This window comes from Egicoccus sp. AB-alg2 (assembly GCF_041821065.1).
GTDB lineage: Bacteria > Actinomycetota > Nitriliruptoria > Nitriliruptorales > Nitriliruptoraceae > Egicoccus.
Genome location: NZ_JBGUAX010000003.1, coordinates 52,870 through 65,276, shown reverse-complemented (window position 1 = coordinate 65,276; position 12,407 = coordinate 52,870). Strand labels below are relative to the sequence as shown.

The 12,407-nt window shown below is 72.0% G+C and carries 10 protein-coding genes; 4 read left to right on the top strand and 6 right to left on the bottom strand.

Going from position 1 to position 12,407, the window contains the following annotated elements; all coding sequences use genetic code 11:
• Positions 1-35: 35 nt before the first annotated feature.
• The gene (locus ACERM0_RS05630; RefSeq protein ID WP_373677563.1) at positions 36-449 is read left to right on the top strand and encodes a GtrA family protein; all 414 of its coding nucleotides are present in this window, start codon (positions 36-38) and stop codon (positions 447-449) included.
• Here the strand turns inward: ACERM0_RS05630 and ACERM0_RS05625 are convergent.
• The 6 genes from ACERM0_RS05625 to groES form a co-directional block, all read right to left on the bottom strand.
• Positions 424-1,311, bottom strand: a complete 888-nt coding sequence (locus ACERM0_RS05625) for a hypothetical protein (protein ID WP_373677562.1) — start codon at positions 1,309-1,311, stop codon at positions 424-426. The genes ACERM0_RS05630 and ACERM0_RS05625 overlap by 26 nt on opposite strands.
• A 52-nt stretch (positions 1,312-1,363) precedes the next feature.
• Positions 1,364-1,771 (bottom strand): GtrA family protein, encoded by a 408-nt coding sequence (locus ACERM0_RS05620; RefSeq protein ID WP_373677561.1) that lies wholly within the window; start codon positions 1,769-1,771, stop codon positions 1,364-1,366.
• Entirely contained in the window at positions 1,768-2,748 is a 981-nt protein-coding gene (locus ACERM0_RS05615; protein ID WP_373677560.1) for a glycosyltransferase family 2 protein, read from the bottom strand. The genes ACERM0_RS05620 and ACERM0_RS05615 overlap by 4 nt, the downstream gene beginning before the upstream one ends.
• Positions 2,745-4,385, bottom strand: coding sequence for a hypothetical protein (locus tag ACERM0_RS05610; protein WP_373677558.1), 1,641 nt, complete (start codon positions 4,383-4,385; stop codon positions 2,745-2,747). Before ACERM0_RS05610 ends, ACERM0_RS05615 begins: the two co-directional genes overlap by 4 nt.
• Positions 4,386-4,620: 235 nt before the next feature.
• Entirely contained in the window at positions 4,621-6,252 is a 1,632-nt protein-coding gene (gene groL / locus ACERM0_RS05605) for a chaperonin GroEL (protein WP_373677556.1), read from the bottom strand.
• A 47-nt stretch (positions 6,253-6,299) separates the two neighbouring features.
• Entirely contained in the window at positions 6,300-6,608 is a 309-nt protein-coding gene (gene groES / locus ACERM0_RS05600) for a co-chaperone GroES (protein WP_373677555.1), read from the bottom strand.
• A gap of 740 nt (positions 6,609-7,348) precedes the next feature.
• On the opposite strand from groES, the gene ACERM0_RS05595 reads away from it, so the two are divergent.
• The 3 genes from ACERM0_RS05595 (at position 7,349) to ACERM0_RS05585 (ending at position 12,252) form a co-directional block, all read left to right on the top strand.
• On the top strand, positions 7,349-8,860 hold the full coding sequence (locus ACERM0_RS05595) for a hypothetical protein (protein WP_373677554.1): 1,512 nt from the start codon (positions 7,349-7,351) through the stop codon (positions 8,858-8,860).
• A gap of 211 nt (positions 8,861-9,071) precedes the next feature.
• Entirely contained in the window at positions 9,072-9,596 is a 525-nt protein-coding gene (locus ACERM0_RS05590; protein ID WP_373677951.1) for a transcriptional regulator, read from the top strand.
• Positions 9,597-9,990: 394 nt separating this feature from the next.
• Positions 9,991-12,252: a hypothetical protein gene (locus ACERM0_RS05585; protein WP_373677553.1), complete on the top strand. Its 2,262-nt coding sequence runs from the start codon at positions 9,991-9,993 to the stop codon at positions 12,250-12,252.
• Positions 12,253-12,407 lie beyond the last annotated feature (155 nt).

Genomic DNA, 12,407 nt, shown 5'->3' with positions numbered 1-12,407 from the left:
GCGCTGTCCGGGCCCGTCGTGATCGTCGAGGTGTCATGTCCAGCGCCCAGCTCCGCGCCGCACGGCCCACGGGTCTGCGCGACCTGCGCCGGCTCGTGCGCTACGGGCTCGCGGGCGGGACGGCGGCCGCCACCCACTTCGGCCTGCTCGCGCTGCTCGTCGAGGTGGCGGGGCGGCAACCGGTGACGGCGTCCGCGGTCGGATTCCTGGGCGGGCTGGTGGTGTCCTACCTGCTGCAGCGACGGTTCGTGTTCGCGACCGGCCACGCGCACGGTCACACGCTGCCGCGGTTCCTGACCGTGGTGGGGCTCGGTCTGCTGCTCAACACGCTCGTCCTGTTCGTGGGCACCGGGGTGCTCGAGCTGCACTACGCCTGGGTGCAACCGGCCGCGTTCGCGTTGGTGCCGCTCAACAACTACCTGCTCAACAGCCTCTGGACGTTCCGCTGACGTCGTGGTCGAGCGTCGCGGCGGCCTCCGGCCGCCCGAGCCGGTGTGCGATCGCCGTCGCCGCGACCTCGGCCGCGACGGCGGGCGGCGGCACGATCCGTCGCCACGCCTCGCGCGCGGCTGCCTCGGCGTCCGGGTCGCCGCCGAGGTCCGCCCGGGCCAGCTGGACGGCCCACGCGATCACGGGCGGCGCGAGCGCGGCCGCCGCCTCGAGGAGGCGTGCGTCCCCGCGAGCGACGCCGCCGAACAACAGGCCCTTGGCGGCGTGGAAGCGGCTGCCGTGACGCGCGTCGGCCGGCTGCACGGGACCGCCCGTTCGCTCGTCCCAGACCGGCAGGCCGCCGGTCGGCAGCGGGTCGCCGCCCAGCGCGGCGACCTCGACGCGGACCCAGGCCAGGCGCAGCCGCTGCCGTGCGGCCCGCGGTCCGTCGTGACCGTCACGCCCGTCGGCGGCCAGCGCACCCACGGCCTGCTCGGCGGCGGCCAGGCGACGCCGGGCGCCAGCGAGGTCACCGTGGCCGACCGCGTCGGCGGCCAGGGACACACGCAGCATGGCCGCGTCGACGGCGTCCTCGGCCTGCAGCAACGCCGGCCACTCCACGGCCTCGGCGGCCGCGTGCAACCCCAGCTCGCGCAGGACCCGGCCGCGTTCGGCCGCGATCCAGGGCTGCAACTCGGGCAGGTGGACCCGGCCCCACTGCTCCCAGGCGAGATCCCCGCGGCCGAGCCGCGACCAGACCAGCCCGTGCCAGACGGGCAGCGCCGCCTCGTGCCGTAGCCCGACGGGCGCGGCCGGATCGAGGTCGACGTCCGGCGGCAGGAGCGCGGCGAGCGCGTCGTCCGGAGGGATGGGAGGCGTCACGGGCGAAGCGTACGTGCCGACGCGCGTCGTCGGACCGCGCGGCCGGTGCGTGTCAGCGGAACGTCCAAAGGCTGTTCAGCAGGTAGTTGCTGATCGGGATGGCGACCAACGCGACCAGCTGCACGAGCGCGTAATGGCCCTGCGCCCAGGCCGTCCCGGCCGCCATGATGCCGGCGTTGAGGAGCAACCCGACGCCGGTGACCGCGAGGAAGCGGGGCAACGCGACCCGCGTCGCGGTCGTCGACGCGAAGACCCAGCGCTTCTGCAGCGTGTAGGACACGGCCACGCTGCACAGGAAGCCGACGGTGGAGGCGGCCACGGGTACCACCCCGACCACCTCGACGAGGACGAACAGCACGCCGAGGTGGGTGGCGGCACTCGCGGCGCCGGCCACGCCGTAGCGCACCAGACGCCGAAGCTCGCCCAGCCGGTGGACGACCCCTCGTGGACCGGCGCTCACGACGTGCCGTCGTGCGGGCCGGGCGACGGAGCGTCGTCCGCGTGCACGCGCTCGGCGACGAGGTAGCGCGGCCGCCCCTTCACCTCGTCGTGGATGCGGGCCAGGTAGCTGCCGATGATGCCGAGCCCCATCAGCACGAACGTGCCCTGCACGAGCAGGACCAGCAGCAGGGTCGTGAAGCCGGGCACGGTGTCACCCATCGCCCAGCGCACGAGCGTCTGGATGCCGAGCAGGAGGGCGAAGACCGCGAAGACGACGGCCGCCACGGTCACGAGGTGCAGCGGCGCGGCCGTGAAGGAGGTCAACCCGTCCAGCGCGAGGCGCAGCAGCGACCGGGTGCTCCACCGCGACGTGCGCTCGCCGACGTCACCGACGTCGAATTCCAGGCGTGTCCGCCGGAACCCGATCCAGGTGCTGGTGCCGCGGAAGAACAACACCCGCTCCGGCAGGGAGCAAAGCGCGTCGACCGCCGGCCGGGACAGCAACCGGAAGTCGGAGGCGTTCTGCAGGTCCACGCCCGTGGCGCGCGAGAACAGCCGGTTGAAGCCGCGGGCCGTCACCTGGTGCAGCACTGATTGGCCGGTGCGGGTGCGCTTGACGGCCTCGACGACGTCGGCGCCCGCACGCCACTGGGCGACCATCTGCGGCAGCAGGTCGGGTGGGTGCTGCAGGTCGGCGTCCATGACGACGACGGCTTGCCCGGTCGCCGACTCGAGGCCGGCGATCATCGCGGCTTCCTTGCCGAAGTTCCGCGACAGCCGCAGGCCGTGGACCCGTGGGTCCTGTGCGGCGAGGTCGGTGATGTGCTGCCAGGAGTCGTCCCGCGAGCCGTCGTCGACCAGCAGTACCTCGAAGTCGATGCCGTGCTCGTCGAGGACGGCGGCGACCTGCTTGGCGAAGGCCGCGACGCCGTCGCCCTCGTCGTGGACGGGGCTGACGACGCTGAGCGTCGGTCGCTGACGAGGATCCGGGCTCATGCGTCCGCCTCGCAGAAGGGACGGCCCCACTGTGCCTGGGCACCGTTGCGGACGGCATGACGAAGCCGCTGGTGGTGGCGTTCGTTGCCGTTGACCTCGAAGAACTCCTCGAGCAGGGCGCACCGACGCGCGTCACCCTCGGGCGTGGGCACGAAGGCGAGCATCTCCAGCGCGATGCGGTCGTGCAACGGCGGCTCCGCGGACGTGCGCTCGGCACGGGCGAAGGTCTGGTTGGCAGACACCGTGACGAGACAGACCACCGTAAGCACGGCCGTGCCGGCGGCGACGACAGCGCGGCGGCGAGGCCCGCGATCCCGGCCGGCCAGGGCGAGCAGCCCGGCGACCAACACCATGGCCACGCCCGCGAGCAGCAGGTTGGACTCGCGCCAGCCGTGGCCGAGCGGCCAGCCGTCGAGTGCCCGCTGCTGCACCTCGCGGCTGAGGGCGGTGAGCAACGCCGCGGACAGCGTCGTCACGGCGCCGGTCGCCGCGACCGCCAGCAGTGCCCGACCGCCGACGACCGGCGCCGCGCTCGCCCGGCGTGCCATGACGACCGCGAGCGCGACGATGACGGCCCACACCAGCAGGTCGGCGGCCCGGCTGGTGAGGAACCAGTTCCCGGGGGTGCGTCCGACGGCCACGTCCCAGGCCGACCACGGCAGCCAGGAACCGAGGCGGTTGACCAGCACGCCGGGGACGTCGCTGCTGAGGTGGACCTCCGACTGCGCGTAGCACGTCGTGACGCTGCAGCGCTGGGCGATGTACAGGCGCAGCGGCACGAACACGGCCAGGAAACCGGCCATGCCGGCGCCCAGCTGCCGACCCGCGGCGCTGGCGACGAGGTCGCGGACGGACAGACGCAGCGTCAGCAGCCCGCGGCCGGCCACGGCCAGCACGGCCACCGGCGCGACGAGGTAGGCCAGCTCGTTGAACGACGCCATCGCTGCACCGAGCAGGAACGCGCCGACGACGGCGCCGGTCCCGAGCCGCCGCCGTTCGAAGGGGCCGTGCCGCACGGCGACGAGCGCGACGCCGACGACCACGGCCGCCGTGGAGAAGTACATGTCCGTGAACAGCACCACGGTCGACTGCGAACCGGCGGCGATCAACAGGCCGGCGGCGGCGAGCGGGACGAGGTGGGCGACGGCCGACGGGGGTGCGGCCCGCAACGGCGTTCGCGAGGCGACGGCGGCGGCCAGCAGCGTGCTCAGCACGACCAGCGCGACCATCGACACCGAACCGAGCAGTCGCGACGTGACGTTCGCGGGCAGGGCGAGCAGAAAACTCAGCTCGAAGGTGAGCAGGTCCTGGCTGCGCTCGAGAATCCGTCCCAGCGGCCGGAAGTTGCCGTGGTTGTTGAGGTAGGTCGGCACGCCACGCGCCGTGTCGACGAGCAGCCCCCAGGGCCGACCGTGGTACTCGCCCCCGAAGGCATAGATGTTGAACCGCTTGTCGGCCCGGAAGGCGATACCGAGCAGCGGCAGGGTCGTCAGCAGCGGCAGCACCGCGGCGCGTACGAGCGTGGCCGTCCACGCGGCGCCATGGCCCGACGGCTCGGGGGCCGACGGCTCGGCGTCGGCCCGATCGATCAGCGCGGCCGACGACTCGCCGGCGCCGCGCACACTGCGTTCATCCACCGGTACACGATCCCCCGCTGCGTGGCACGCGCGAAGGGCATCACAGCGGTTCCGTTCGCGACCGTCGTCACCCCGGGCGGGAGAACGGGGTGCGACGGGCATCGAGGACCGCGGTGGCTGCCACGCGCGTCGCGGAGGATACCCGCGGTCGACCGACGGGCGCTGCCGCCACGGGAAAGGCCCCGCCGTGTGGCGGGGCCTTCCCGGTGCGACGTGCTCGCCGCGGGGGCGTGGATCAGAAGTCCATGCCGCCCATGCCGTGGTCGTGGCCACCGGCGGCCGCCTCGTCCTTGGGCTCGGGCTTGTCGGCCACGAGCGCCTCGGTGGTGAGGAGCAGACCGGCGATCGACGCGGCGTTCTGCAGCGCCGAACGGGTGACCTTGGCCGGGTCGATGACGCCGGCCTTGACCAGGTCCTCGTACTCGCCGGTGAGGGCGTTGAGGCCCGAGCCGGGCTCCATGCCGCGGACCTTCTCGACGACGACGGAGCCCTCGAGGCCCGCGTTCGACGCGATCCAGTACAGCGGGGCGGACAGGGCCTGGCGGATGATGCGGGCACCCGTGGCCTCGTCGCTGTCGAGCTCGAGCTTGTCGAGACCGGCCTCGGCCTGCAGCAGCGCGGTGCCACCGCCGGCGACGATGCCCTCCTCGACGGCCGCACGCGTCGCGGACAGAGCGTCCTCGATGCGGTGCTTGACCTCCTTGAGCTCGGTCTCGGTCGCAGCGCCGACCTTCACGACCGCGACGCCGCCGGAGAGCTTCGCGAGGCGCTCCTGGAGCTTCTCGCGGTCCCAGTCGGAGTCGGTCTTCTCGATCTCGGCCTTGATCTGGTTGATCCGGCCGGTGATGTCGTCCTGCGAACCGGCGCCCTCGACGATGGTGGTCTCGTCCTTGGTGATGACCACCTTGCGGGCACGGCCGAGCAGGTCGACGGTGGTGTTCTCGAGCTTGAGACCCACCTCCTCGGAGATGACCTGGCCGCCGGTCAGGATCGCGATGTCCTGCAGCATGGCCTTGCGGCGCTCACCGAAGCCCGGCGCCTTGACGGCGGCCGACTGGAAGGTGCCGCGGATCTTGTTGACGACCAGCGTCGCCAGGGCCTCGCCCTCGAGGTCCTCGGCGATGATGACCAGCGGACGGCCACCCTGCATGACCTTCTCCAGCACCGGGAGCAGGTCCTGCACGGCCGAGATCTTGGAGTTCGCGATGAGGATGTAGGGGTCCTCGAACACGACCTCCATGCGCTCGGGGTCGGTGACCATGTAGGGCGAGATGTAGCCCTTGTCGAACTGCATGCCCTCGACGAAGTCGAGTTCCATGCCGAAGGTCTGCGACTCCTCGACGGTGATCACACCGTCCTTGCCGACCTTGTCCATGGCGTCGGCCAGGATGCGGCCGATGGTCGGCTCGTTGTTGGCCGAGATGGCCGCGACCTGGGCGATCTCGTCCTGGGTCTCGATCTCGCGAGCCTGGTTCGCGATCTCCTCGACGACGCGCTCGACGGCCTTGTCGATGCCGCGCTTGAGCTGCATCGGGTTGGCGCCGGCGGCGACGTTGCGCAGACCTTCCTTCACGATGGCCTGGGCGAGCACGGTGGCGGTGGTGGTGCCGTCACCCGCGACGTCGTTGGTCTTGGTCGCGACTTCCTTGGCCAGCTGGGCGCCCATGTTCTCGTAGGCGTCCTCGAGCTCGACCTCACGAGCGACGGTCACGCCGTCCTTCGTGATCGTGGGAGCGCCCCACTTCTTGTCGATGACGACGTTGCGGCCCTTGGGGCCCAGCGTCACCTTGACGGCATCCGCGAGCTTGTTGACGCCCTTCTCCAGGCGCCGGCGCGCGTCCTCGCTGAAGCTGAGGATCTTCGCCATGCGGTGTCCTCCTAAAAAGGTGGTGTGTCGGGTCCGGTCGGGGCTTGTCAGCCGACGACGGCGAGGATGTCGCGGGCCGACAGGATCAGGTACTCCTGGCCCTCGACCTTGACCTCGGTGCCGCCGTACTTGCTGAACAGCACGGTGTCGCCCGCGGCGACGTCCAGCGGGATGACCTCGCCGGTGGTCTCCGAGCGCTTGCCCGGGCCCACGGCGACGACGGTGCCCTGCTGCGGCTTCTCCTTCGCGGTGTCCGGGATCACCAGACCACTGGCAGTGGTCTGCTCGTTCTCGTCGATGGTGACGATGACCCGGTCATCGAGAGGCTTGATCTTGACCTCGGTGGCGGTGGCCAATGTGCCCTCCCTAGGTCTGTCTTCGGCGGGGTGACGCGAGTCGCGACCCCGTGACGGACGGAAATGTGGGCGCGCTGGAACAGCGCGGGTCCCGGATCCGGGTTCGGTGGCCCGAGGGGCCGGTCCCGAACACCAGCGCGTCAGGTGCGCTGGCACTCCCGGATTCCGAGTGCCAGCGCGGACGCTAGCACTCGCCCTCGAGGAGTGCAAGAGCTGCCCGGCGCACCGACCGCGACGTTGAGGGGCGGGGACTCAACCCCCGCTCCGCCGGCCCGGCCCACCTCGACCGTGCTCCGACCGCCCGCGAGGCATGCGCCGGTCGGCCGCCCGTTCGGCGACAGCTCGCGCAGCCAGAGCGCTCCGTGATCGATCGATTACGAGGCGTTATCGGACTAGGTCGCAAGCCCTCCGAAGGGGCTACCCGCTCTGGCCGACCCGGCCGCCAAGACGGCCGAACGTCAGGGACATTCGCAATCGGCCGCATGGCCGCGAGCCGCTTGAGTGCTCGGTACGCCGCCTAATCCATGGGAGAACGCGGCGTCGGACACCGAACCGCGGTGACCGTACGGGGACGCAGGGACCTCTGGACCAACAAGCGGTCGCCGGAGCCGGCAGTGGGCGCGTACAGGGCGCCGGCTGCCGTCCTCGGGTCCAGAGCGAGCGAGTGGCGAGACCGACCCCGGAACCGACCAGCGCGTCGGCTCCCCGGGAGTCGACGCCGACGCTCGAGAGGTTCTGGCATGACGCACATTCGACGGAGGCACGCCGCCTCCCTCGTCGCGTTGCTGGCGCTGGTGATGGCGGCTTTCGCGCCCGCCCTCGTACCAGCGGCAGCACACGCGGACGACCACGGCACGGAGAGGGACGCGCCCGCCGCCGACGGCGGCACCATCGCGTGGACCGGCAACGGCAGCGACAACCTGCCGTGTCCCGACGGTATCCACTGGGTCTTCACGGCCGGATCCGTGGACAGCGCGCAGTTGACGTTCAACGGGACGACCTACCAGCCGACCAAGCACGTCGGCGCGGTGCACTTCTCGACCCCCGGCGCGAGCTCGGCAGCGGACATCGACGCTTCGGTCTCCTACACCGGCGACACGGGCTCCGGCAACGCCGTGCTGACGATCAGCAACTGCGAGGGGACCGGCGACGACGAGGGCGACGACAACGGCGACGACAACGGCGACGACAACGGCGACGACAAGGGCGACGACAAGGGCGACGACCCGGGTGACGACGAGAAGCCCGCGCCGCTGCGCCTGACCTTCATGCAGGAGTGCCCTGAGGACGTCGAGGAGCGCGACGGCAAGGTCCGCTGGCGCGTCAGCAACCCGAACGACGTCGAGGTGACCTTCACGTACGAGGTGGTCGGCACCGCCATCACCGGCGAGGGCACCGTCGCTGCCGCCTCGACGACCGAGTTCTTCACGGCCTTCGGGAAGCAGACCGTCCGGTTGAAGGTCGACGGCGAACAGGTCGACGTGAAGGCCGGCGGCGACACGTACCGCGACGACTGTGACGTGACGGGCGACGAGCCCGGCGACGACAACGGCGACCAGCCCGGCGACGACGACGGCGACCAGCCCGGCGACGACGACGGCGACCAGCCCGGCGACGACGACGGCGACCAGCCCGGCGACGACAACGGTGACCAGCCCGGCGACGACGACGGCGACCAGCCCGGCGACGACGACGGCGACGAGGGCCCTGAGGCCGGCGTCGACCTCGAGGTGAGCGTGGTCTGCCCGGAGGGTGCCGCCGGCTTCGTGGTGACCGCCCAGGGACGCCACCTCGACACGACCGCCGCGCAGCTGCACGTCGCCCACAGCGGCGCCGCCGCTCCGTTCTGGTCGACCGACGTCGAGCTCGGCGAGGCCGTGCCGTTCGCCTGGCCCCGCGCGGACGACCTGGACCTGCCCACGTTCGTGGTGTGGGTGACGGTCGACGACGTCCGCAGCAACCTGGTCACGCTGGACGTCGACGAGGTCCTCGCGCTCTGCGACGAGGTCCTCGACGAGGTCGTCGACGAGGACGATGACACGAACCGACCCGGCACCGACGCTCCCGACGAGCGTGAGCCGGAGACGGCACTCCCGGTGGTCGTCGACCGCCGGCCGACGCCGACGGTCGCCGTGCCGACGCGCACCGCGGCCGGCCAGCTGCCGCGTACGGGTCTGCCACTGGGCGGCCTCCTCGCGGCCGGGCTCTTCGGCCTGCTGACCGGTGCGGGCCTGCTGTACCGGCGCAGCTGACAGGTCCCCGCTGGTGGCGGAACCGTACGGCTCCGCCACCGGCGGCACCCGTTCCGCTCGTTCTCACGCATGCCGGCCACGGAACGGCTTGACTTCGAGCGACCACCGACCGGGAGACCCCGTGAGCGACACCGTCGTGGACGCCGGCGACGTCGACGTCGCCGTGCGGCTCGCCCTCGGAGCGGATGTCGGCCTCGCCCCCTCCGAGGTCGTGTCCTCGACGGCCCGACCCACGGGCAATCTCGTCGGTGAGCGGCTTCGCGACATCCGTCGGCAGCAGGGGTTGTCCCTCGCCGAAGTGGAGGAACGCAGCGCCGGCCACTGGAAGGCCGTCGTGGTCGGGGCGTACGAACGCGGTGACCGTGCCGTCACGATCTCGCGCCTCGCGGGCCTGGCCGCCTTCTACGGCGTGCCGCTGTCCAGTCTGTTGCCCGAGCCGCACGGCGCGACCCATGCTCCGCCGCCTTCAGGTCACGAGGCCGACGCACGGGGCTCCGGTCGGGTGACCCTCGACCTGCGACGGCTCGACGACGACGCCCACGAGGCGCTCGACCCGATCGCCCTGCAGGCGGTCGCCCGGTTCGCCGAGCACATCCGCCTCCAACGTGGCGACCACAACGGACGGGTCCTCACCGTCCGCGCCGACGACCTGCGCACCATCGCGGTCGCGGTCGGCCACGACCCGGAGGCGCTCCTGTCGGCGCTCCGCGAGCAGGGCGCCATCGTCACCGACTGAACCCGAACCGCGCTCCAGACATCGGAGCCGCCGACGGCTGCAACGCTGCGTCACCGGCCGTGAACGCTGCGTAGAGGCCGTTCGGCCGCGAGACGGGCAGACATCGCGCGACCAGGGGCCTGCACGGGCGAGAACGCCCCATTCGCCGTAACCGGACGCGCAGAACTCGCTCGCCAGCGTGACGGTCAGGGCAAGATCAACAGCGCTGCAACAACCACGCAGCGAGCGGTCACGTCGTGACCGTCTGGGGCGCATTGACCTTTGGACTGCAACGGTCGCCCGGGCGAAGCCTGCCCGAGTCCAGAGCGAGCTAGTGGCGAGACCGACCCGGGACCGACGAAGGCGTCGGCCCCCTCCCGCGGGGTCGGCGCACGAGCTCAAAGGTTCTGGACCCATGAGGGGACGATCGATACGGCGAACATTGCGTCTCGCCGCCTGCCTGGTGCTCGTGCTGAGCATCCTCCTGCCCATGTCGTCGCTGGCGGCCCTCGCGGACGAGGGCGGCGCAGAGACGGGGGCCGACCAACCGACCGAGACCGAGACCGAACCCGCCGACGCGGCGCTCGCGGCACCCGCAGCCGAGGAGACCAGCGCCGACGACGGCGGCGACACCGCGGCCGACGACGCGACGACCGAGACGTCGGCCGGCCACACCGACGGCGAGACGTCGGACGGCGACGCCGACGCGGACGGCCAGCTGTCGGACGGCGACACCGTGGCCGACGAGGCCACCGAGGAGGCCGAGGAGACCGCCGGTGACGAGCCGGCTGCCTTCACCGCGACCTCCACGACCACGTTCCCGGCCACGACCATCGAACTGCCGGGCTACGACGGCAACTGCCCGCAGGACGCGCCGGAGATCAGCCCGAACACCAGCTCCGTGGTGATCGACGGCGTCACGATCAAGATCGCCTACTCCGGGCCGACCGTCTCCTTCACCGACGTGAACGGCGACCCGATCAGCGTCGAGTTCTGCATCAAGGCGGGTGACAGCCACTCCGGCAAGGTCACCGGCACGCAGGGCACGATCGGCTGGACCGTCGGCAACGGCAACACGCCCGCGTTCAGCCACATCCGCATCTACCACGTCGTGCGCACGCCACCGAAGGTCGCACCCGCGGCTTCGCTGAAGGGCAAGTGCCTGACGGCCGACGGTGACCACCAGTACGACACCCGCGTGACCGCCACCCTCGACAACACCGCCTCCACCGACGGCACCACCGCCGGCGCCGGCTCGGTCGAGTTCCAGGTGGTCCGTCTCGGTGACGGCGGCGAGACCATCCTGCACACCAAGACCGTCGCCGCGGGCGCCAGCGCGTCGTGGACCGGTTACGTGCCCAATGGCGAGACCTGGAGCCTGCAGGTCCGCGTCAGCGGTCAGACGCTCGCCTCCGGCGAGTTCACCGCCGACTGCGCACCTGTCCCCGCGGTCGTCGAACCGGCGGCCTCGCTCGAGGGCGAGTGCCTCACGGCCGACGGCGACCAGCAGTACGACACCCGCGTGACCGCCACCTTCGACAACAGCGACTCCACCGACGGCACCATCGAGTCGGGGGCCGTCGTCTTCACCGTCGTGCGCATCACCGAGGGCGGCGAGACCGTCCTGGACACGACCGAGGTCGCGGCCGGGCAGACGGACTCGTGGACGGGCTACGTGCCCAACGGTGAGACCTGGAACCTGCAAATCCGGGCCAAGGGCCAGACGCTCGCCTCCGGCGAGTTCACGGCCAGCTGCGAGCCGACCGTTCCCGCGGTGGTCGAGCCCGCGGCCTCGCTCGAGGGCGAGTGCGTCACGGTCGACGACGAGCCGACCGGCGCGTTCCGCGTCCGCGTGCACCTGGACAACAGCGCTTCCTCCGACGGCACGGACGGGTCCTCCGGCACCGTGCGGTTCCGCGTCCAGTACGGCGACGGCCTCGAGGAGGTCGACGTCCCGGCCGGCGGCGCCGACGAGGTGGTCGTCGCGCTCGCGGCCGGAAGCTCGGCCACGGTGACGGTCTCCGTAGGCGACGAGGTGCTCGCCACGGGTGAGTTCGAGGCCGACTGTCTGCCCGACCCGGACCCCGACCCGGACCCCGATCCTGACCCGGACCCCGATCCGGACCCGGACCCGGAGCCCGTGTCGTTCGTGGCCGTCGGTTCGGCGGCGTGCGTCGACCTCACGGAGTACCTGCAGATCGTGATCTCCGACCTGCAGGGCGCCGAGGAGGGCACGGTCGTCCTGACCAACGGTGCCGGCGGTGAGATGAGCCACGCCATCGGTGCCGGCACGACGCTGCTGCCCTGGCCGGTCGGTGACGACCAGCTGTTCTGGTCCGAGGTCACCGCGACGGTGCGCTTCGGTGACGTCGAGCAGGTGCTGACCTTCGACGTCGAGGACGTCCCGGACGAGTGCGACGACGTCCTGCCCGAGCCGCCGGTCGAGGAGCCGGAGCCCGAACCGGAGCCCGAGCCCGAACCGGAGCCCGAGCCCGAACCCACCCCGTCCACGCCGACCGCGCCGCGTCCGGACGACGACGATGACGACGAGGAGGTGCTCGGCGTGTCGCACGACCTGCCGCGCACCGGCACCTCGCTGCTCGCGTTGTTCGCCGCCGGTCTGGCCGCGCTCGGACTGGGGTCCCGGCTGACGCGTCGTCGCGACGCCGACGCCTGACCGCACGACCCGCGGGTGGGGACCCCGGGGCGATCACGCCCCGGGGTCCGCGCCCCGGCACGTCGACGTGTCCGTCGCCACCGCGAGGTGGCCGTCCGGAGCACCTGCTCGTGGCCGCGTTCACATCCCGATCCGCGTCACTGCGCCGCGTCACC

Excerpts from the sequence above, each read along its gene's own strand:
- ACERM0_RS05630 (WP_373677563.1), top strand. The coding sequence starts at position 36 with ATGTCCAGCGCCCAGCTCCGCGCCGCACGGCCCACGGGTCTGCGCGAC.
- ACERM0_RS05615 (WP_373677560.1), bottom strand. The coding sequence starts at position 2,748 with ATGAGCCCGGATCCTCGTCAGCGACCGACGCTCAGCGTCGTCAGCCCC.
- groL (WP_373677556.1), bottom strand. The coding sequence starts at position 6,252 with ATGGCGAAGATCCTCAGCTTCAGCGAGGACGCGCGCCGGCGCCTGGAG.
- ACERM0_RS05595 (WP_373677554.1), top strand. The coding sequence starts at position 7,349 with ATGACGCACATTCGACGGAGGCACGCCGCCTCCCTCGTCGCGTTGCTG.
- ACERM0_RS05585 (WP_373677553.1), top strand. The coding sequence starts at position 9,991 with ATGAGGGGACGATCGATACGGCGAACATTGCGTCTCGCCGCCTGCCTG.